Consider the following 18036-nt stretch of genomic DNA (forward strand, 5'->3'; position numbering starts at 1 on the left):
CTTCATCGTCCCCGGTTCCCGGTCAGAGCTCGCGGTAGTCCCGGATGCGCGCGCGTGCGAGCTGCTGCGCCGCTGCAATGGCCGCCGGATCGGCCGCGGCCGCATCGGGCAGCCAGTGGAAGGCGTCCGGGCCGTGGCACAGCAGCAGGCCGTCCTTGAAGCGGCGGGCCTTGGTGTAGGCCTCCCAGCCGTGGCGCACCTCGCTGTGGCGGCCCCGCGCATGGGAGCCGTTCTCCGACAGCGAGAAGTCGATCTCGTCGTTGTAGAAGGGGCTCTTTCTGAAGCGGTGGAGGGCCAGCCGGGCGATGGCCGGCGCGCTCAGCAGCAGCGCGATGCCGACCGCGAATACGGCCGCCAGGGCGGGAAACCCTTCGCAAACACACACGGCCAGGGCCAGGGCGAACAGCAGCGCCAACGGCCACTTGAACCGGACCCACCAGACCTGCTGCAGGTTGCGCAGGAAGCCGGTGAGCACATGCGCCTGCGAGAACTGGAAGCGGTAGCTGATCTGCATCTTTGAATTCCGAGACGGGCCATGCGGGAAGGCGCTCGGGGCGGGATTCTGACCGCTTTTGCGGGCGCCGGTGTGCCACGGCGATGTTCCAAGTTGGGGCCTCAGCACGCCACACGTTCCAAACAACGCACCTTGTTAGGGCTTTGCGCCTCAATCTGGTTCTCCGATCCGGCAAAATGCAGGATTCGCATAAGGTTATGCACCGTTTTGGAAAACAGAGGATTGATTGGAATGAAGCACGCATCCGTCGGGGGGTTCCTCGCACACGTCGCACAACGCAACCCCGGACAGCCCGAGTACCTGCAGGCCGTGACCGAAGTGATGGAGAGCCTGTGGCCCTACATCGAGAAGCACCCCAAGTACACGAGCCACAGCCTGCTGGAGCGGCTGGTGGAGCCCGAGCGCGTGATCATGTTCCGCGTGTCCTGGGTGGACGACCACGGCGAGGTGCAGGTCAACCGCGGTTTCCGCATCCAGCACAGCCTGGCCATCGGCCCCTACAAGGGCGGCATGCGCTTCCACCCCTCGGTGAACCTGTCGATCCTCAAGTTCCTGGCCTTCGAGCAGACCTTCAAGAACGCGCTGACCACGCTGCCCATGGGCGGCGGCAAGGGCGGTGCCGACTTCGATCCCAAGGGCAAGAGCCAGGGCGAGGTGATGCGCTTCTGCCAGGCCCTGGTGACCGAGCTGTTCCGCCACGTGGGCTCCGACACCGACGTGCCGGCGGGCGACGTGGGCGTGGGCGGGCGCGAGGTCGGCTTCATGGCCGGCATGGTCAAGAAGCTCACCAACCGCGCCGACTGCGTGTTCACCGGCAAGGGCCTGAGCTTCGGCGGCTCGCTGATCCGCCCCGAAGCCACGGGCTACGGCAACGTCTACTTCGCGCAGGAAATGCTCAAGCGCAAGGGCCGCAGCTTCGACGGCCTGCGCGTGAGCGTCTCGGGCGCGGGCAACGTGGCGCAGTACACCATCGAGAAGGCCATGGCGCTGGGCGCCAAGGTGGTCACCGTGTCGGACTCGAGCGGCACCGTGGTCGACGAGGAAGGCTTCACACCCGAAAAACTCGCCGTGCTGATGGACGTGAAGAACCACCTCTACGGCCGCGTGAGCGACTACGCCGAGCGCACCGGCACCCGCTTCGTGGCCGGCGCCACGCCGTGGCACGTGCCGGTCGACGTGGCGCTGCCCAGCGCCACGCAGAACGAGCTCAACGAGGAAGACGCGCGCACGCTGGTGAAGAACGGCGTGGTGTGCGTGGCCGAAGGCGCCAACATGCCCTCGACCATGGAGGCCGTGAAGGTGCTCGAAGGCCACGGCGTGCTGTACGCACCGGGCAAGGCCAGCAACGCGGGCGGCGTGGCCACGTCGGGCCTGGAGATGAGCCAGAACGCGGCCCGGCTGTCATGGACGCGCGACGAGGTCGATGCGCGCCTGCTGCAGATCATGCAAGGCATCCACGAGTCGTGCCTGCACTACGGTTCGCGCGCCGACGGCAGCGTGAGCTACGTCGATGGCGCGAACATCGCCGGCTTCGTGCGCGTGGCCGATGCGATGCTGGCGCAGGGCGTGGTCTGAGCGTGCGGGCGCACCTCAGAGTTCGATGAACGAAGAGGTCGCCTTGTTCAGGGCCAGGCGGCCCTTCGCGGTGATCGATTCCACCTGGGCCAGCTGATGGATTGCGCGCTCGTCGGGCGCGTGCTCCGACGGCGGAATGAAGGCAGTCACGAGATCGGCGGCACGCAGCACGCGCAGCCTGTCGATGTCTGCGGGCGTGTGGAGGACGTATGGCAATTTCTGCTCGGCGAGGGTCCGAAGAAATTCCATGGACATGGGTCGTCTCCTTGGGTTGAGGGGAGGGCGGTCCGGACATTGTGCGCACAAACAATTAGCGCTGTCTAAACCCTGCGCCGCGCATGCCTTTCGAGGCGTGTACCGAAGTTTCCAGTTCTTTCGGCGCGCGCGAAGGACGTGCCACTTTGTTTCTGGTCGTAGCCATGCTTTCGGCCAGCGTGGCGGGGTCCATGCATTCGCCAGCGGCCCAGGTCTGGCGCAAGGTGGCGCGCAGGTCGGTCAGGTCGCGCCGCTGCGCGCGCAGGCCGGCCATGAGCTGGTCGATTTCGCGCACGCGGCCGTCGAGCCGTTCGAGCAGGTCGTCCCCCGAGAAGACCTCGCAGCCCGCGAAGGCGCTGCGCAGGCTGTCCAGCGAGAAGCCGAGGTTCTGCGCGATCTGGATCAGCTGCAGCCGCTTGAGCGCGGCCTCGGTGTAGACGCGGTACCCATTGGCGCCGCGCTCGGGCGCGGGCAGCAGGCCGCTTTGTTCGTAGAAGCGGATGGCCGAGGGCGCCATGCCGGTCTTGTCTGCCAGTTCACCGATCTTCATATCGCTTGACCTTCAAGTTGGCTTTAATCTTAGCATCGGGTTTTTCCACTCCACCACCCGGTCCTCATCGTGAACTCCTCGCCGCTTTTCCTGCCGCTGACCCTGCCCAACGGGAGCGTCCTGCCCAACCGCCTGGCCAAGGCCGCCATGGAGGAGAACATGGCCGATGCCGGGCAGTTGCCGGGCGCGGCGCTGCACGACCTCTACCGTGTCTGGGCGCAGGGCGGGGCGGGCCTGATCCTCACGGGCAACGTGATGATCGACGGCCGCGCACTCACCGGCCCGGGCGGCGTCGTGCTCGAAGCCGATACGCCGCTCGAGCGCTTCGCCGAATGGGCCGCGGCCGCGCGCAGCGGCGGCGCGCAGGTGTGGATGCAGATCAACCATCCGGGTCGCCAGGTGCAGATCAACATGGGCGGCACGGCGTGGGCGCCGTCGTCGGTGGCGCTCGACCTGGGCAAGCACAGCAAGCTTTTCGTGCAACCCAAGGCGATGAGCGAGGCGGAGATCGCCGAGACCGTCGACCGCTTCGCCGCCACGGCGCAGGCCGCCGAGCGCGCGGGCTTCACCGGCGTGCAGGTGCATGCGGCGCACGGCTACCTGCTCTCGCAGTTCTTGTCGCCGCTGACCAACCAGCGCACCGATGCCTGGGGCGGCAGCCTGGAGAACCGCGCGCGCTTTTTGCTCGACGTGGTGCGTGCTGTGCGGGCCCGCGTGGCGCGTGGCTTCGCCGTGGCCGTGAAGCTCAACTCCGCCGACTTCCAGCGCGGCGGTTTCTCGGAGAACGATGCGAAGCAGGTCATCCGCTGGCTCAACGACGAGGCCGTGGACCTGGTCGAACTGTCGGGCGGCAGCTACGAGAGCCCGGCGATGCAGGGCCGCACCGCCGACGGCCGCACGCTGGCGCGCGAGGCCTACTTCCTGGAGTTCGCCCGGGAGCTGGCCGCCGAGGCGCGCATGCCGGTCATGACCACGGGCGGCATCGTGCGCCGCGCCGTCGCCGAACGGGTGCTGGGGGAGGGCGTCGCGGTGGTGGGCATGGCCACCGCATTGGCCGTGGCGCCCGACCTGCCCGCACGCTGGCGCGCGGGCGAAGACGCGGCGGCGCAGAGCCCGCAGGTCGACTGGAAGGACCAGGTCATGGCCGCACTGGCGCGCATGGCGCTGGTGAAGCGCCGGCTGCGCACGCTGCGTCCGGGCCGCAACAGCGCGCCTGCGCATTCGCCCTTCCTGACCTTGGTGCTCGACCAGTTGCGCACGAAGCGGCTGACGAAGCGCTACCGGCGCTGGCTGGGCGCGCGCGCGGCGTGAACCGTCGTCGGTGCCGCTATCGATTGGCCGGTTGAATCGGCCAGGCGGTGGTGTCGGGCCGCAGCAGGTGCCAGACCACGGGCGCGATGCCTTCGAAGGTGGCGCGGTAGCGATCGGACAGCCGGTTCTCGTCGGTCACGTCGCGGATCACGATGCCGTCGATGCGCTGCGGATGCGCACGGAACACCTGCGCATAGATCTCGGGATCGGCCTCGCCCGAATCGCCCACGAGCAGGAAGCGGCGCTGCGGAAATTCGGCCAGCAGCCGCTCGATCACGCCGAGCTTGTGCGCGCGCGAGTCTTCGGCGCTGGGGATCAGCGTGCGCCATGTCGTGCTCTCGCGCAGGTGCATGCTGCCGGCGGGAAAGTCGGCGTCGCGAATGAAGTCCGTGAGCGCGGGGTACAGCTGGATCGGGCTGCCCGAGAGATAGTGAAAGCGCGTGCCGGGCGCCTGCGCCAGCGCGCGGTAGTGCGCCGCCATGCCCGGCGCGGCCTCGAAGCGGCGCGCGAAGGTGTTCAGCAGCATCTCGCGCCGGTCGCGCACCTGCGTGCGCTTGATGGTGTCGTCGATGTCCGAGATGACCGACACGCCCTGCGCCGGCACGATCTGCGCACGGCCGCGAAAGCGCGGCAGCAGCTCGCCCGGACCGGTCACGCCATGGAACGGCAGCCACTCCTGCGACGCCGGGATGTGCGAGGCCTCGACGACGGCGCGCAGGTTGCTGCGGCCGTCGGCGCCCGTGGGCGGCATCGTGAGGCGCGTGGCAGAGCCGTCGAAGACGACGTCGATCACCTTGTCTTCTTCCGACTCGGCATGGAACAGCGCGGTGCGCTGGCTGAAGCGCAGCCGCGCGGCCGGCGTGAGCTTCTTCAGGTTCATGCCGAGGTAGCGCGCGAGCGCGGCGTCCAGGCCCCAGCGGTGCTCGCGCTCGAACACCCAGGCATGCACGTCGACCTCGAGCCGGCCGTCGGCCGTGGGGCGCGCGGTGCCGGGCATGAACAGCGCCTCTTCGTCCGACTCCAGCGGCCCGGCAGCATGCAGGGCCTGCAGCGGCGCGAGGCCGGCGAGCAGGGCGGCACCGGCCAGCACGGTGCGACGCGACAGTTGTGGCGAGGTACCGGGCGCGCGGTGCTTGATCGTCATGCAGTGACGCGTTCGTAGGTCACGAAGCTGAAGGGCAGGCCGTCCTTGGCCGAGACGTGCGACTCGCGCTGCGTCTCGCGCCATATGGCGGCGTCGAGCACGGGGGCGTGCGCGTCGCCTTCGTAGTCGCGTGCGATCTCGGTGACCACGGCGCGCTGGGCCAGCGGCTCGGCTTCGGCGTAGATCTGTGCGCCGCCGATCACCCAGACCTCGGGCGAGTCCGACGGCGTGCACAGCGACAGCGCATCGGGCAGGCTGCCGACCGCTTGCGCGCCTTCGGCCTGCCAGTCAGCTTGTCGCGTGACCACGATGTTCCGGCGGCCCGGCAGCGGGCGAAAGCGCGGCGGCAGCGAATCCCAGGTCTTGCGGCCCATCACCACGGGCGCGCCCGCGGTCTGTTGCTTGAAGTGGGCCATGTCCTCCGGCAGGTGCCAGGGAATGGTGTTGTTCACGCCGATCACGCCATTGGCGGCGCGCGCGAAGATCAGGTTGATGCGGGGCGTGGTGGCGCTCATCGCGTTCACACCGCCACCGGCGCCTTGATCGGATCGCCGTGCCTGTAGTCCAGCACTTCGAAGTCTTCGTACTGGTAGTCGAAGATCGAGTCGGGCTTGCGCTTGATGTTCAGCGTGGGGTAGGGGAAGGGCGTGCGGCTGAGCTGCAGCTTCACCTGCTCGGCGTGGTTGCTGTAGATGTGGCAGTCGCCGCCGGTCCAGATGAAGTCGCCCACGTCGAGGTCGCACTGCTGCGCGACCATGTGCGTGAGCAGCGCGTAGCTGGCGATGTTGAAGGGCACGCCCAGGAAGATGTCGGCGCTGCGCTGGTAGAGCTGGCAGCTGAGCTTGCCGCGCTCGCCCTCGGCTTGCGGCGGCGCCACGTAGAACTGGAAGAAGGCGTGGCAGGGCATGAGCGCCATCTTCGACAGCTCGGCCACGTTCCAGGCGCTCACGATGATGCGGCGCGAGTCGGGGTTGCTCTTCAGCGTCTTGATGACGTCGGAAATCTGGTCGATGTGCCCGCCGTCGGGCGTGGGCCAGCTGCGCCACTGCACGCCGTACACCGGGCCCAGGTCGCCGTCTTCGCGCGCCCATTCGTCCCAGATGGTGACGCCGCGCTCCTTGAGCCAGTTGTTGTTGCTGGAGCCGGTCAGGAACCACAGCAGTTCCTGGATGATGGACTTCAGGTGCACCTTCTTCGTGGTCACCAGCGGAAAGCCCTCGTTCAGGTCGAAGCGCATCTGGTGGCCGAACACGCTCTTGGTGCCCGTGCCCGTGCGGTCGCTCTTGAACACGCCGTGTGTGTCGACGTGGCGCATGAAATCTTCGTACTGGGAGCGGACGGGGCGGGCAGGGAGGGTCATGTTGGGAATTTTACGGGGCGGCGCTAGCATCGGCCGATGACCGGCCATGACCACTCCCACGACCATTCCCACGACCACAGCAGCGAACTCGGCGAGATGGACCTGCGCGTGCGCGCCCTCGAAAGCGTGCTCACGCAAAAAGGCTACATCAACCCCGCCGCGCTCGACGCGCTGATCGACACCTACCAGACCCGCATCGGCCCGCGCAACGGCGCACGGGTGGTGGCGCGGGCCTGGGTCGACCGCAAGTTCCATGAATGGCTGATGGCCGACGCCACGGCGGCCATCGCCTCGCTGGGCTACACCGGCCGCCAGGGCGAACACATGGTCGCGGTGGCCAACACCGACGACCAGCACCACATGGTCGTCTGCACCCTCTGCAGCTGCTACCCCTGGCCCGTGCTCGGCCTGCCGCCCACCTGGTACAAGAGCGCGCCCTACCGCTCGCGCGCGGTGAAAGACCCGCGCGGGGTGCTGGCCGACTTCGGCACCACCTTGCCCGAGACCACGCGCATCCGCGTCTGGGACTCGACCGCCGAGGTGCGCTACCTTGTCATCCCGCAGCGCCCGGCGGGCACCGAGGGCTGGAGCGAAGACGAACTCGCCGCGCTGGTCTCGCGCGATTCGATGATCGGCACGCGCGTGGTCGAGGCGCCGTCGGCAAGGAGCACGACATGACCTACACGACGCATGCCGACCTCGGCGGACAACCCGGCTTCGGCCCCGTCACGCCCGAGCCCGAAGGCGAGCTGTTCCATGGCGCCTGGGAGCCGCGCGCGCTGGCGCTCACCCTGGCCATGGGTGCGACCGGCTCCTGGAACATCGACACCAGCCGCGCCGCGCGCGAGACGCTGTCCGACTACCGCGACCTGAGCTACTACCAGATCTGGCTCGGCGCGCTGGAGCAGCTCATGCTGCAACGCGGCCAGGTCTTCGCGGACGAGATCGCGTCCGGGCAGATGCACCATCCGGCCGCGCCGGTCGCCCGCGTGCTGCAGGCCGAGAACGTGCCCGCCGTGCTCGCCAAGGGCTCCGGCACCGAGCGCCCCGCATCGGCGCCTGCGCGCTTTGCGGTCGGGCAGGCCGTGCGCATGCACCTCGGGCGCGTCGACCACCACACGCGCCTGCCGGCCTATGTGCAGGGCAAGCGCGGCACGATCGAACACATCCACGGCGCGCACGTGTTCGCCGATGCGAATGCGCAGGGCCTGGGCGAGCAGCCGCAATGGCTCTACACCGTGGTCTTCGACGAGGCCGAGCTGTGGGGCGACGGCGCGCCGCGCCAGAACCTGGCCGTGTCCGTCGATGCGTGGGAAAGCTACCTGGAGCCCGCGGCATGAAGGCGAACGACATGCCGCCGCTCGCACTCGCCCCGGGCATGCCGCGCGACGCCGACGGGCCGGTGTTCAGGGAACCGTGGGAGGCGCAGGCCTTCGCGATGACGCTGGCGTTGCACGAGCGCGGGCTGTTCAGCTGGGTCGAATGGGCCGAGGCGCTGGCCGCCCAGATCACCGCCGCGCAGGCCGCGGGCGACCCGGACACGGGCGACACCTACTACCGCCACTGGCTCGCCGCACTCGAAGGCCTCGTGGCCCGCAAGGGCGCGAGTTCCGGCGATGAGCTGGCCCGCTACCGCCACGCCTGGGACCACGCGGCGGAGCGCACGCCGCATGGCCAGCCGATCGAGCTGCGCGGCGAGGATTTTTCTGGCTAGACCCGGATCACGCGCCCCGGGTTCAGGATGTTCTTCGGGTCGAGCCCGCGCTTGATCGCCCGCATCATCTCCAGCGCCACCGGCGACTTGTGCTTCTCGAGCTTGTCGACCTTGAGCGAGCCCACGCCATGCTCGGCCGAGAACGAGCCGCCAAACTGCTCGACCGCGTCGTAGACCAGCGTGTTGATGCGCTCTTCCTCGTTCTTCAAGAACGCCTTGGTGTCGATGTTCTCGGGCGCCTGCACGTTGTAGTGCAGGTTGCCGTCGCCCAGGTGGCCGAAGTTCACGAGCCGCACGCCGGCGATCTCGCGTTTCAGCAGGGCGTCGGTGGCTTCCACGAAGGCCGGGATGCGCGACACGGGGATCGAGATGTCGTGCTTGATGTTCAGCCCCTCTTCGGCCTGTGCGAGCGGAATGCTCTCGCGGATGTGCCAGAGCTGGTGCGCCTGCGTGAGGTTCTCGGCCACCACCGCGTCGGTCACGCAGCCGTCTTCGAAGGCGGTTTCGAGCAGCGCCTCGAAGCGCGCGCGGGCGTGGTCCTCGGACTCGCTGTCGGAGTTCTCGAGCAGCACGCAGTAGGGCACGGCCTCGTCGGCGATGAAGGGCACGCGCAGCTGCGGCATGTGCTTGTCGACCAGGCTCAGCGCGAACTTGCCCATCACCTCGAAGCCCGTGAGGCCCGAACCCAGGTGCTTGTGTGCCAGGCCCAGCAGCGTGACCGCGTGGTCGAGCGAGGGCACGGCCGCCCAGGCCGTGAGCTGCGCGGCGGGCAGCGGGTACAGCTTCATGGTGGCGGCGGTGATGACGCCCAGCGTGCCTTCGCTGCCGACGATCAGGTCGCGCAGGTCGTAGCCGGTGTTGTCCTTGCGCAGGCCGCTCGTGCCTTCCCAGATCTCGCCTTGCGGCGTGACCACTTCCAGGCCCAGGCACAGGTCGCGCGTGTTGCCGTAGCGCACGACCTGCGTGCCGCCCGCGTTGGTCGCGAGGTTGCCGCCGATGGTGCAGCTGCCCTCGGCCGCCAGGCTCAGGGGGAACAGGTAGCCGGCTTTCTCGGCGGTTTCTTGCAGCGTCTGCAGGATGCAGCCCGCTTCGACGGTCATCGTGAGGTTGGCGGCGTCGATGTTGCGGATCGCGTTCAGTCGCTGCAGGCTCAGCACCACCTGCGTGCCGCTGTCGTCGGGAATGGAGCCGACCGCCAGGCCGGTGTTGCCGCCCTGCGGAATGACGGCCGTGCCGGCCGCGGCGCAGGCCTTGACCACGTCGGCCACCTGCTGCGCATTGGCCGGGCGCACCACGGCCAGCGACTTGCCGCGCGCGCGCTTGCGCCAGTCCTGCTCGTAGGCCGCGAGGTCGCCCTCGGTCAGCACGTGCGTGGCGCCGACGATGGCGCGCAGTTGGTCGAGGAGGGAAGAAGAGGTGGTCATTGGGCGGAAGCCTCCAGGGGACGGGCAGCAGCAGCGGCCTTGGCGTGACGCAGGCGAAGGCGCACATGCCACGCGCAGGCCGCGAAGAGCACGAGGCAGAGCAGCACCTCGACGAGCGCGAGGATTTGTCCCACGCCATTGGTGTCGCTCCAGGCGCGTACCACGCCTTCGGTGAAGTAGAGCCAGATCATCAGGCTGACCCAGCGGTAGGTGTACATGCGGTTCTTGTAGAGCCCCGCGAGCGGAATGACCAGCGGCAGCACCTTGAGCGCGAGCAGCGAGCCGCCCGGGCGCAGCGGCGCCAGCCACAACTCCCAGGCCAGGCCCAGCACGATCAGGCCGACGAGGCTGCCCACGGCGGCCCATCGGGTGGCGCGGACGGAAGAGGGCGGGAGTGGGGTGTCGGACACGGTGGCGGCGAAAGAGAGAGGGGGAGGCGCACTGGGTGTGGCGCGTCTCGGGAAAGAGCGGATGGCATGATACCGGCCATGAATCGTCGGCAGCTTTGGAGGGATCTTTCGCGCTTTCCTTGGCGCAACACCGCAGCGGTATTGGGCGAGCGTTTTCGCGAAGACCGCCTCGGCCTCACGGCCAGCAGCCTGACCTTCACCACGACCATCGCGATGGTGCCGTTCTTCACGGTGGCGCTCGCCCTCTTCACCGTGTTCCCGATGTTCGCCACCATGCAGGGCCGCCTGCAGCGCTGGCTGATCGAGAGCCTGATTCCCGACAACATCGCGCGCCAGGTGCTGGGCTACCTGAACCAGTTCGCGAGCAAGGCCAGCGGCCTCGGCATCGCGGGCCTGGTGGTGCTGCTGATCACCGCCATCGCGCTGATCCTCACCATCGACAAGACGCTCAACAACATCTGGCGCGTGCGCACGCCGCGGCCGTTGGCGCAGCGGGTGCTGATCTACTGGGCCACCATCACGCTCGGGCCGCTGATTCTTGCGGTGAGCCTGTCGACCACCTCGTACGTGTTCGCCGCTTCGCGCGACGTGGTGGGCGGAGGCATCGTCAAGCTGGCCTTCGACTCCCTGGAATTCCTGCTGCTCGCGGCCGGCATGGCCGGGCTGTACCACTACGTGCCGAACACCACGGTGCGCTGGTCGCATGCCTGGGCCGGCGGCCTCTTCGTGGCGGCGGCCATCGAGATCGCCAAGCGCGTGCTGGGCTACTACCTGAGCCTGGTGCCGACCTACTCGGTGCTGTATGGCGCCTTCGCCACCTTCCCGATCCTGCTGGTGTGGATCTACGTGGCCTGGGTGATCGTGCTGCTGGGCGCCGTCATCGCGGCCTACCTGCCGAGTTTGCTGACGGGCGTGGCGCGTCGGGGCGGCGCGGCGGGCTGGCCGATGCAGCTCGCGATGGAAGTGCTGCAGCACCTGGCGCGCGCGCAGGCCACGCCGGCCAAGGGCATGGGCGCGAGCGAACTGCTGACGCGCATGCGGGTCGACGGGCTGCAGCTGGCACCGGTGCTCGAGACGCTGGTGCGGCTGGACTGGATCGCGCCGCTGGCCGAGGAACCCGCCAACCAGGACCCGCGCTACGTGCTGCTGGCCGACCCATCGACGCCCATCGAACCGTTGCTGCGCGAGCTGCTGATGCCGCGTGCCGAGCCGCTCGAAGACCTGTGGCAGAAGGGCCCGCTGCGCACGCTGCGGCTGGGCGACGTGCTATTGATCTAGGAGCGCCCTGGCGTTCGGGTCGTCAGATCTTGACGCGGCCGGCCCAGATGTCCCGGTACATCGTCCAGTCGCCCATGAAGGAGTACAGCGGGCGCTTGAACGAGGCCGGCTTGTTCTTCTCGAAGCCGAAGTGCCCGACCCAGGCGAAGCCGTAGCCCGCCACCAGCCCGGCCAGCAGCCACCACGGATTGAGCGTGACCACCAGGGCCACGAGGCACAGCAGCGAAATCGTCGAGCCCGCGAAATGCAGCCGCCGGCAGGTGACGTTGGCGTGCTCGGTCAGGTAGAAGGGATAGAACTCGGCAAAGCTGGTGAAGCGGCGCGGATCGACCGTGGCCGGCGTGTTCTGTGCGGCAGGGGTGGAGGTGTTCATCATGGGTCTCCTGCGCCCCGCAGGGGCTTTGTTGATAATAGCCACGACCCCGCGGCCGCACCACCCGGGTTCGCCATCCCACCTTCGCCGTATCCACCTTGAGCGCTGTTCCCGTCGTCCCCGTCGATTCTTCCGCCGATGCCAACGCGCTATGGGTCGTCTGCCTCTGCGCCGAATGGTGCGGCACCTGCCGCGACTACCGGCCGCTGCTGGTCGAGCTGGCAAAGGCGCACCCGCAGTTCCGCTTCGCCTGGGTCGACATCGAGGACCACGCCGAGATCGCCGACGCCTTCGACGTCGAGACCTTCCCGACCCTGCTAGTGGCGGGCGCGGACGGCACGCGCTTTCTCGGTCCGCTGCTGCCGCACATCGAAACGCTGTCGCGCCTGCTCGGCGCGCTGCAGCCGCCGCAGCCTTCCAGCCTCGACGTCGACCTGTTGCTGGCCGTGCTCGAGAAAAAGCCCGCGGCCTTCGCGGTCTGACCGCTTCGGAGCTTCCTTCCCATGAACATCCTGATCTTTGGCGCCACCGGCATGGTGGGGCAGGGCGTGCTGCGCGAGTGCCTGCTGGCGCCCGACGTGGAACGCGTGGTGGCCGTGGGACGCAGTGCCACCGGGCAGCAGCATCCCAAGCTGCAGGACCTGGTGCACACCGACATGTTCGACTACCGCGCCATCGAGTCGCAGCTGACAGGCTTCGACGCCTGCTTCTTCTGCCTGGGCGTGTCCTCGGTCGGCATGAAGGAGCCCGAGTACAAGCGCATCACCTACGACCTGACGATCGCAGCCGCCACCGTGCTGGCGCGGCTCAACCCGGGCATGACCTTCACCTACGTGACGGGCGCGGGCACCGACAGCAGCGAGCGCGGCGAACGCATGTGGGCGCGCGTGAAGGGCGCGACCGAGAACGCGCTGATGCGCCTGCCGTTTCGCGCGTCCTACATGTTCCGGCCCGGCATGATCCAGCCGCTGCACGGCGTGCGCTCGAAGACGCCGCTGTACGACGCCGCGATCGTGGTGCTCAAGCCCGTGCTCGGGCTGGCCCACCGCTGGTGGCCCGACCGCGTGACCACCACCGAGAAGGTGGGCCGCGCGATGCTCGCGGTGGCACGCCGGGGCGCACGCAAGGTGCTGCTCGATCCGGCGGACATCAACGCGCTGGGCAGCTGAGCCGCCCGGCGCTCGTCGCAGCTTTTCAGCCCGCGACGAAGTCGCGCAGCGCGAACAGCACTTCGTCCGGCGCCTCGCTCATCAGCGCGTGGCCGGCATGCACCGTCACCACCTTGGCGTTGCGCGCCTTGCCCACCAGCGCCTTGGTGGCGCGCGGCGGCGTCATCTGGTCGGCGTCGCCCAGGAGGAACAGCACGGGGCACTGCACCTTCTCCATCGCCGCTTCGCCGTTCGCGTAGTCGTTGCAGGCCTTGAAACCGATGTGGAACACATTGGCCTCGCGGTTGCTCGCGAGCACGCGGCGCATCAGGGCGCGCGAGCTGCCGTACAGCCAGGTGCCCGGGCCGAGCGACGAAGGCGGTGGCGCCAGCAGCGAGTGCGAGAAGGTGTTGACCATCGCGATGGCGCGCTGCGGATCACTCACCGAGCTTTCGAGCAGCGCGGGCGACACCACCATCGGGTAAGCGGTGCCGACCATCGCGAGTTGCGTGATGCGCTCGGGCGCGCGCGCCGCGGCTTCGAGCGCGATCAGCGAGCCGAAGCTGTGGCCGACCAGCGCGGCCTTCTGTACGCCCGCCGCGTCGAGCAGCGCAATGACGAACTGCGCCGCCTCTTCCACGCTGGCCGGCGGTGCGCCGGCGCTCTTGCAGTGGCCCGGCAGGTCGACCGCCAGCACGTTCCAGCCGTGGTTGGCGAACCAGCGGCTTTGCAGAATCCACACGCTGTGGTCGTTGAGCACGCCGTGGATGAACACTACCGTGGGCTTGGCCGCATCGAAGGGCTTGCCGGCGGTGTAGCAGTAGGCGTCGTGGCCGTTGACGGTGTAGTTCATCTCAGGCTCCCGCTTTTTCCGCGGCCTTCAGCGCGCGCTTGAGGTCGTCGATCAGGTCGGCCGGGTCTTCCAGGCCGATCGACAGGCGAATGGTGCCCTGCGAGATGCCCGCGCCCGCCAGTGCCTCGTCGGTCATGCGGAAGTGCGTGGTGCTGGCCGGGTGGATCACCAGGCTGCGGCAATCGCCCACGTTGGCCAGGTGGCTGAACAGCTTGAGCGCTTCGATGAAGGCCTTGCCCTGCGCGCGGCTGCCCTTGATGTCGAAGCTGAACACCGCGCCGGCGCCGCGCGCGCCGTGGCGCAGCAGCTTCTGCGCGAGCGCATGGCTCGGGTGTGACTCGATCAGCGGATGTCCCACGCGCGACACGAACGGATGGCTGGCCAGGAACTCGACCACCTTCTGCGTGTTGTCGATGTGGCGCTCCATGCGCAGCGGCAGCGTCTCGATGCCCTGCAGGATCAGCCAGGCGGTGTGCGGGCTCATCGAGGCGCCGAAGTCGCGCAGGCCTTCGCGGCGCGCGCGCAGCAGGAAGGCGCCGACGGTGCTTTCCTCGCTGAACACCATGTTGTGGAAGCCGTCGTAGGCCTGCGTGAGCTCGGCGAACTTGCCCGACTTCTCCCAGTCGAAGCTGCCGCCGTCGACCACCACGCCGCCGATGACGGTGCCGTGGCCCGACAGGAACTTGGTGGCCGAGTGGTAGACCAGGTCGGCGCCCCAGTCGAAAGGCTTGATGAGGTAGGGCGAGGTGAGCGTGGAGTCGACCAGCAGCGGCACGCCGGCTTCGTGGGCGATGTCGCTCACGGCGGGAATGTCGAGCACATCCAGGCCCGGGTTGCCCACGGTCTCGCCGAAGAAGAGCTTGGTCTCGGGGCGCACCGCGGCGCGCCAGGCGTCGAGGTCGCCGGGCTTCACGAAGGTGGTCTCGATGCCGAAGCGGCGCATCGTGTAGTGCAGCAGGTTCTGCGAACCGCCGTACAGCGCCGTGCTGGCGACGATGTGCGAGCCCGCGCCCATCAGCGTGGCGACCGACAGGTGCAGCGCCGCCTGGCCGCTGGCCGTGGCGATGGCGCCGATGCCGCCTTCGAGCGCCGACACGCGCTGCTCCAGCACCGCGTTGGTCGGGTTGCTGATGCGCGAGTAGACGTGGCCTGCACGCTCCAGGTTGAACAGCGCGGCCGCGTGGTCGCTGGATTCGAAGACGAAGGAGGTCGTCAGGTGGATGGGAACGGCCCGCGCGCCGGTGGTGGGGTCGGGGGCGGCGCCGGCGTGCAGCGCGAGGGTGTCGAAACCGGGGTCGGAATAACCGGGCATGAAGGCCTTTCTGTTGTCTCTTCGCAATGCCCCGTGACGCCGGCAATGCTTGCACAGGCGACAGGGGCGTTCGGGTCGGCGTCGATTGTGGGCTATATTCAAATCGGCACGACGCCGAGAACGACGAATCCCCGAGAGGAGCACCACCATGAAAGTCAGCGACATTCTTCGCGTCAAGGGCAACACGCTCTTCACCATCACGCCGGACGACCCGCTGGCGGAAGCCGCCCAGACCATGGCGGACAAGGACATCGGTTCGCTGGTGGTCATGGAGCACGGCGACCTGGTCGGCATGCTCACGTTTCGTGAAGTGATCGTGGCGGTCGTCAACAACGGCGGCCAGGTTGGGACCACGCTGGTGCGCAAGGCCATGGACGACGCGCCCGTCACCTGCACGCTCGAAACCGACCTCGACGAAATCCGTCGCATCATGCTGGAGCGCCACGCGCGCTACATGCCCGTGATGGACAAGCGCATGCTCATGGGCGTGATCAGCTTCTACGACGTGGCCAAGGCCGTGGTCGACGCGCAGAACTTCGAGAACAAGATGCTCAAGGCCTACATCCGCGACTGGCCGGAAGACGAGAGCAACGAAAAGGCCGGCTGAGCCCGGCCGGCCGACTGACCGCTACTCTTTGATGTTGGCGGTCTGTACGATCTTTTGATTGCGTGCGTATTCGGCCTGCACGAACTTCCCGAACGCCTCCGGCGTTCCGCTGCCCGGCAATGCGCCTTGCTCCGCCAGTTTGGCGCGCACGCCTTCCTCCTGCAGCACCGCATTCAGTTCCTGGTTGAGCCGCGCCACCACGGCCGGCGGCGTTTTCGCGGGCGCGAAGATGCCGGTCCAACTCACCATGTCGTAGCCCTTGAGGCCGGGCATCTCGTTGAAGGTGGGCACCTGCGCGAGCGCCGGCAGGCGCTGGCTGCCGGTGATGCCCAAGGCCTTCAGGCGCTTGCCGTTCACGTGCGGAATGGCGCTGGTGCTCACCAGCATCGCGAGGTCGACCTGGTCGCCGATCACGTCGGTGGCGATCTGTGCGCCGCCGCGGTAGGGCACGTGGGTCACGAAGATGCCGCTGCGTTCCTTGAGCAGTTCCATCGCCAGCTGCAGCACGGTGCCCACGCCCGAGGTGGCGTAGTTGTAGTGCCCGGGCTGGGCCTTGGCGAGCTTCACGAAGTCGGCGTAGCTGTGCACGTCCAGGCCGGGGCGCGCCACCAGCACCATCGGCGCGGTGTTGAGCAGGCCGACGGGCGCCAGGTCTTTCAGCGGATCGAAGCGGAAGGCCGAGGGGTTGACCAGCCGGCCGATGGCGATGGCGCTGTCGGGGCCGACCACCAGCGTGTAGCCGTCGGGCGCCGCGCTCACGGCCTTGGCCACGCCGATGGCGCCGCCCGCGCCGCTCACGTTCTCGATCACGACCGACTGCTTGAGCCGTTCGCCCAGGCGCTGCGCCACGAGGCGGGCGTTGACGTCCACGCTGCCGCCGGCCGTGAAGGGCACGATCAGCGTGAGGGGCTTGGCAGCGGGCCACGAGGGCTGCGCGAGGGCACCGGTGGGCAGGGCGGCGCAGAGGGCGGCGGCAGCGAGGATCAGGCGGCGGTTCGTGGTCATGGCGGGGTTCATCCGGGGAAGGGGGTGGCGGAAGGCGTGGGTTCGCAGGGCAGGCGGGCGCGCAGCGCGTCGAAGTCGGCGCTCCATTCGGCGCGCCACTGGCGGCGCTGCGTGTCGTCGATCCAGGCGCCGTCCAGGCCGTTGTGCATGAAGCCGCGCAGGTCGTCCAGGCCGAAGCCGAAGTCGCGCACCATCATCAGCCACGCGCCCGTGGGCGTGACCTGGTGCAGCGTCGGGTCGTCGGTGTTCGGGTGGATGCGCAGGCCCAGGCCGGGCATGCGGCGGATCGGGTGGTCCAGCGCCCAGCGCTCGGGCGGCAGCGTGCGCAGGTAGTAGGAGTTGGTCGGCACCACGGTGAAGATCACGCCGCGCTCGGCGCACTGGCGCGCGAAGTCGGGCTGGTCGACCACCGTGTAGCCGTGGTCGATGCGGTCGACCTGCAGCAGCTCGAGCGCGGTGCGCACGTTGGTCCAGGGCATGCCGAACTCGCCGGCGTGCGCGGTGGTCTTGAGGCCGGCCTTCTTCGCATCGGCATACGCGCGGGCGAAGAGCTCGGGCGGCCGGTCGTTCTCGCGGTAGTCGATGCCGATGCCGATCACCTCGTCGCAGCGGTGGGCCTGGACCCACTCGACCATCTCCACGGCCGCTTCGGCGCTGGCCTCGCGGTCGATGGCGGCAATGAGCCGCCCGGTGATGCCGAACGCCTGCTGTGCATCGTGGATCGCGCGGACGATGGCGCCCTGCGCCAGCGGGTAGGCAATGCCCGAGCCGTGCACCGTGCCGGTCGGGTTCCAGAAGAACTCGGCGTAGCGCACCTGGTGCGAGGCCGCGTCCTGCAGGTATTCGAGGGTGAGCTGGTACAGGTCGTCGGCGCTGCGCACCAGCTGGGCGTCGAGCGCGCGCAGCACGCGCAGCACGCCCACGGGCTTTTCGCCGCGCGTGTAGAAGCCGTCGATTTCCGCGTCGGCGAGGGGCGCGCCGGCACGCCGGTTGAGCTGGCGGAAGGTGTCGTGGCGCACGGTGCCGAAGAGGTGGCAGTGCAGTTCCACCTTGGGAATGGCGCGCAGCATCGCTTCGAGCGTGAAAGGAGCGGCGGCGGGCGCAGGCGCGGCAAGGGTCATGCGGCGCAGTCTAGGCAGTGCGTGCTCATAAGGAAAATTTTGAATTTCTATAATTTGATTCATTGAATCGATAACCAGGACG

General features: G+C 68.5%; 22 protein-coding genes. 9 read left to right on the forward strand and 13 right to left on the reverse strand.

What is annotated here, in order from left to right:
- Window positions 1–22: 22 nt before the first annotated feature.
- Complete coding sequence (locus AC1RGU_RS04450) at window positions 23–514, reverse strand: hypothetical protein (RefSeq protein ID WP_492695012.1); 492 nt, start codon at window positions 512–514, stop codon at window positions 23–25.
- A gap of 231 nt (window positions 515–745) precedes the next feature.
- On the opposite strand from AC1RGU_RS04450, the gene gdhA reads away from it, so the two are divergent.
- On the forward strand, window positions 746–2089 hold the full coding sequence (gdhA, locus tag AC1RGU_RS04455; protein ID WP_095744520.1) for an NADP-specific glutamate dehydrogenase: 1344 nt from the start codon (window positions 746–748) through the stop codon (window positions 2087–2089).
- 15 nt (window positions 2090–2104) lie between these two features.
- Here the strand turns inward: gdhA and AC1RGU_RS04460 are convergent, their stop codons facing one another.
- Both AC1RGU_RS04460 and AC1RGU_RS04465 read right to left on the reverse strand, forming a co-directional pair.
- Complete coding sequence (locus tag AC1RGU_RS04460) at window positions 2105–2344, reverse strand: hypothetical protein (protein WP_095951069.1); 240 nt, start codon at window positions 2342–2344, stop codon at window positions 2105–2107.
- 55 nt (window positions 2345–2399) lie between these two features.
- Window positions 2400–2894: a MerR family transcriptional regulator gene (locus AC1RGU_RS04465; protein ID WP_492695014.1), complete on the reverse strand. Its 495-nt coding sequence runs from the start codon at window positions 2892–2894 to the stop codon at window positions 2400–2402.
- 69 nt (window positions 2895–2963) lie between these two features.
- On the opposite strand from AC1RGU_RS04465, the gene AC1RGU_RS04470 reads away from it, so the two are divergent.
- A complete protein-coding gene (locus AC1RGU_RS04470; RefSeq protein ID WP_492695016.1) occupies window positions 2964–4205 on the forward strand; it encodes an NADH:flavin oxidoreductase/NADH oxidase family protein in 1242 nt (413 codons plus the stop codon).
- Window positions 4206–4221: 16 nt separating this feature from the next.
- Here AC1RGU_RS04470 and AC1RGU_RS04475 read toward each other — a convergent pair whose 3' ends face one another.
- The 3 genes from AC1RGU_RS04475 to AC1RGU_RS04485 are packed head-to-tail and all read right to left on the reverse strand — an operon-like array spanning window position 4222 to window position 6709.
- On the reverse strand, window positions 4222–5349 hold the full coding sequence (locus tag AC1RGU_RS04475) for a phosphatidate phosphatase App1 family protein (protein WP_492695018.1): 1128 nt from the start codon (window positions 5347–5349) through the stop codon (window positions 4222–4224).
- A complete protein-coding gene (locus AC1RGU_RS04480; RefSeq protein ID WP_492695020.1) occupies window positions 5346–5864 on the reverse strand; it encodes a dihydrofolate reductase in 519 nt (172 codons plus the stop codon). The genes AC1RGU_RS04475 and AC1RGU_RS04480 overlap by 4 nt, the downstream gene beginning before the upstream one ends.
- Before the next feature lie 5 nt (window positions 5865–5869).
- Window positions 5870–6709: a thymidylate synthase gene (locus AC1RGU_RS04485; protein ID WP_159277652.1), complete on the reverse strand. Its 840-nt coding sequence runs from the start codon at window positions 6707–6709 to the stop codon at window positions 5870–5872.
- A 36-nt stretch (window positions 6710–6745) separates the two neighbouring features.
- Between AC1RGU_RS04485 and nthA the strand changes: the two genes are divergently transcribed.
- From nthA to AC1RGU_RS04500, 3 genes are read left to right on the forward strand one after another with little or no spacing between them, the layout of a single operon-like run.
- A complete protein-coding gene (nthA, locus tag AC1RGU_RS04490) occupies window positions 6746–7387 on the forward strand; it encodes a nitrile hydratase subunit alpha (RefSeq protein WP_492695022.1) in 642 nt (213 codons plus the stop codon).
- The gene (gene nthB, locus AC1RGU_RS04495; protein ID WP_159275168.1) at window positions 7384–8049 is read left to right on the forward strand and encodes a nitrile hydratase subunit beta; all 666 of its coding nucleotides are present in this window, start codon (window positions 7384–7386) and stop codon (window positions 8047–8049) included. Before nthA ends, nthB begins: the two co-directional genes overlap by 4 nt.
- Complete coding sequence (locus AC1RGU_RS04500; RefSeq protein ID WP_159275169.1) at window positions 8046–8423, forward strand: nitrile hydratase accessory protein; 378 nt, start codon at window positions 8046–8048, stop codon at window positions 8421–8423. The genes nthB and AC1RGU_RS04500 overlap by 4 nt, the downstream gene beginning before the upstream one ends.
- On the opposite strand, the gene AC1RGU_RS04505 is transcribed toward AC1RGU_RS04500, so the two are convergent.
- Window positions 8420–9847 carry an FAD-binding oxidoreductase gene (locus AC1RGU_RS04505; protein WP_159275170.1) on the reverse strand — a complete coding sequence of 476 codons (1428 nt, stop codon included), beginning with the start codon at window positions 9845–9847 and terminating at the stop codon, window positions 8420–8422. The genes AC1RGU_RS04500 and AC1RGU_RS04505 overlap by 4 nt on opposite strands.
- Window positions 9844–10257 carry a DUF2069 domain-containing protein gene (locus tag AC1RGU_RS04510; RefSeq protein WP_489057548.1) on the reverse strand — a complete coding sequence of 138 codons (414 nt, stop codon included), beginning with the start codon at window positions 10255–10257 and terminating at the stop codon, window positions 9844–9846. The genes AC1RGU_RS04505 and AC1RGU_RS04510 overlap by 4 nt, the downstream gene beginning before the upstream one ends.
- Window positions 10258–10323: 66 nt before the next feature.
- On the opposite strand from AC1RGU_RS04510, the gene AC1RGU_RS04515 reads away from it, so the two are divergent.
- The gene (locus AC1RGU_RS04515; RefSeq protein ID WP_492695023.1) at window positions 10324–11535 is read left to right on the forward strand and encodes a YihY family inner membrane protein; all 1212 of its coding nucleotides are present in this window, start codon (window positions 10324–10326) and stop codon (window positions 11533–11535) included.
- A gap of 22 nt (window positions 11536–11557) precedes the next feature.
- On the opposite strand, the gene AC1RGU_RS04520 is transcribed toward AC1RGU_RS04515, so the two are convergent.
- Window positions 11558–11908 (reverse strand): Mpo1-like protein, encoded by a 351-nt coding sequence (locus AC1RGU_RS04520; RefSeq protein ID WP_492695025.1) that lies wholly within the window; start codon window positions 11906–11908, stop codon window positions 11558–11560.
- Between the two features lie 98 nt (window positions 11909–12006).
- Between AC1RGU_RS04520 and AC1RGU_RS04525 the strand changes: the two genes are divergently transcribed.
- On the forward strand, window positions 12007–12390 hold the full coding sequence (locus AC1RGU_RS04525) for a thioredoxin family protein (protein ID WP_139705773.1): 384 nt from the start codon (window positions 12007–12009) through the stop codon (window positions 12388–12390).
- A gap of 21 nt (window positions 12391–12411) precedes the next feature.
- Entirely contained in the window at window positions 12412–13077 is a 666-nt protein-coding gene (locus AC1RGU_RS04530) for an NAD-dependent epimerase/dehydratase family protein (RefSeq protein ID WP_369632093.1), read from the forward strand.
- 25 nt (window positions 13078–13102) lie between these two features.
- Here the strand turns inward: AC1RGU_RS04530 and AC1RGU_RS04535 are convergent, their stop codons facing one another.
- Both AC1RGU_RS04535 and AC1RGU_RS04540 read right to left on the reverse strand, forming a co-directional pair.
- On the reverse strand, window positions 13103–13909 hold the full coding sequence (locus AC1RGU_RS04535) for an alpha/beta fold hydrolase (RefSeq protein ID WP_492695028.1): 807 nt from the start codon (window positions 13907–13909) through the stop codon (window positions 13103–13105).
- Between the two features lies 1 nt (window position 13910).
- Window positions 13911–15221 carry an O-acetylhomoserine aminocarboxypropyltransferase gene (locus AC1RGU_RS04540; protein ID WP_062476631.1) on the reverse strand — a complete coding sequence of 437 codons (1311 nt, stop codon included), beginning with the start codon at window positions 15219–15221 and terminating at the stop codon, window positions 13911–13913.
- Window positions 15222–15369: 148 nt separating this feature from the next.
- Between AC1RGU_RS04540 and AC1RGU_RS04545 the strand changes: the two genes are divergently transcribed.
- On the forward strand, window positions 15370–15828 hold the full coding sequence (locus tag AC1RGU_RS04545) for a CBS domain-containing protein (RefSeq protein ID WP_095744536.1): 459 nt from the start codon (window positions 15370–15372) through the stop codon (window positions 15826–15828).
- A 21-nt stretch (window positions 15829–15849) separates the two neighbouring features.
- Here AC1RGU_RS04545 and AC1RGU_RS04550 read toward each other — a convergent pair whose 3' ends face one another.
- Complete coding sequence (locus AC1RGU_RS04550; RefSeq protein WP_492695030.1) at window positions 15850–16833, reverse strand: Bug family tripartite tricarboxylate transporter substrate binding protein; 984 nt, start codon at window positions 16831–16833, stop codon at window positions 15850–15852.
- A gap of 8 nt (window positions 16834–16841) precedes the next feature.
- Window positions 16842–17954: an adenosine deaminase family protein gene (locus AC1RGU_RS04555; protein ID WP_492695032.1), complete on the reverse strand. Its 1113-nt coding sequence runs from the start codon at window positions 17952–17954 to the stop codon at window positions 16842–16844.
- Window positions 17955–18036 lie beyond the last annotated feature (82 nt).

This window comes from Variovorax sp. GW823-FHT02B07 (assembly GCF_058797695.1).

What these genes read in the sequence shown, in the direction of transcription:
- AC1RGU_RS04450 (WP_492695012.1), bottom strand. Translation starts at nt 514, where the DNA reads ATGCAGATCAGCTACCGCTTCCAGTTCTCGCAGGCGCATGTGCTCACC.
- gdhA (WP_095744520.1), top strand. Translation starts at nt 746, where the DNA reads ATGAAGCACGCATCCGTCGGGGGGTTCCTCGCACACGTCGCACAACGC.
- AC1RGU_RS04460 (WP_095951069.1), bottom strand. Translation starts at nt 2,344, where the DNA reads ATGTCCATGGAATTTCTTCGGACCCTCGCCGAGCAGAAATTGCCATAC.
- AC1RGU_RS04465 (WP_492695014.1), bottom strand. Translation starts at nt 2,894, where the DNA reads ATGAAGATCGGTGAACTGGCAGACAAGACCGGCATGGCGCCCTCGGCC.
- AC1RGU_RS04475 (WP_492695018.1), bottom strand. Translation starts at nt 5,349, where the DNA reads ATGACGATCAAGCACCGCGCGCCCGGTACCTCGCCACAACTGTCGCGT.
- AC1RGU_RS04480 (WP_492695020.1), bottom strand. Translation starts at nt 5,864, where the DNA reads ATGAGCGCCACCACGCCCCGCATCAACCTGATCTTCGCGCGCGCCGCC.
- AC1RGU_RS04485 (WP_159277652.1), bottom strand. Translation starts at nt 6,709, where the DNA reads ATGACCCTCCCTGCCCGCCCCGTCCGCTCCCAGTACGAAGATTTCATG.
- nthA (WP_492695022.1), top strand. Translation starts at nt 6,746, where the DNA reads ATGACCGGCCATGACCACTCCCACGACCATTCCCACGACCACAGCAGC.
- nthB (WP_159275168.1), top strand. Translation starts at nt 7,384, where the DNA reads ATGACCTACACGACGCATGCCGACCTCGGCGGACAACCCGGCTTCGGC.
- AC1RGU_RS04500 (WP_159275169.1), top strand. Translation starts at nt 8,046, where the DNA reads ATGAAGGCGAACGACATGCCGCCGCTCGCACTCGCCCCGGGCATGCCG.
- AC1RGU_RS04505 (WP_159275170.1), bottom strand. Translation starts at nt 9,847, where the DNA reads ATGACCACCTCTTCTTCCCTCCTCGACCAACTGCGCGCCATCGTCGGC.
- AC1RGU_RS04515 (WP_492695023.1), top strand. Translation starts at nt 10,324, where the DNA reads ATGATACCGGCCATGAATCGTCGGCAGCTTTGGAGGGATCTTTCGCGC.
- AC1RGU_RS04520 (WP_492695025.1), bottom strand. Translation starts at nt 11,908, where the DNA reads ATGAACACCTCCACCCCTGCCGCACAGAACACGCCGGCCACGGTCGAT.
- AC1RGU_RS04530 (WP_369632093.1), top strand. Translation starts at nt 12,412, where the DNA reads ATGAACATCCTGATCTTTGGCGCCACCGGCATGGTGGGGCAGGGCGTG.
- AC1RGU_RS04535 (WP_492695028.1), bottom strand. Translation starts at nt 13,909, where the DNA reads ATGAACTACACCGTCAACGGCCACGACGCCTACTGCTACACCGCCGGC.
- AC1RGU_RS04540 (WP_062476631.1), bottom strand. Translation starts at nt 15,221, where the DNA reads ATGCCCGGTTATTCCGACCCCGGTTTCGACACCCTCGCGCTGCACGCC.
- AC1RGU_RS04545 (WP_095744536.1), top strand. Translation starts at nt 15,370, where the DNA reads ATGAAAGTCAGCGACATTCTTCGCGTCAAGGGCAACACGCTCTTCACC.
- AC1RGU_RS04550 (WP_492695030.1), bottom strand. Translation starts at nt 16,833, where the DNA reads ATGACCACGAACCGCCGCCTGATCCTCGCTGCCGCCGCCCTCTGCGCC.
- AC1RGU_RS04555 (WP_492695032.1), bottom strand. Translation starts at nt 17,954, where the DNA reads ATGACCCTTGCCGCGCCTGCGCCCGCCGCCGCTCCTTTCACGCTCGAA.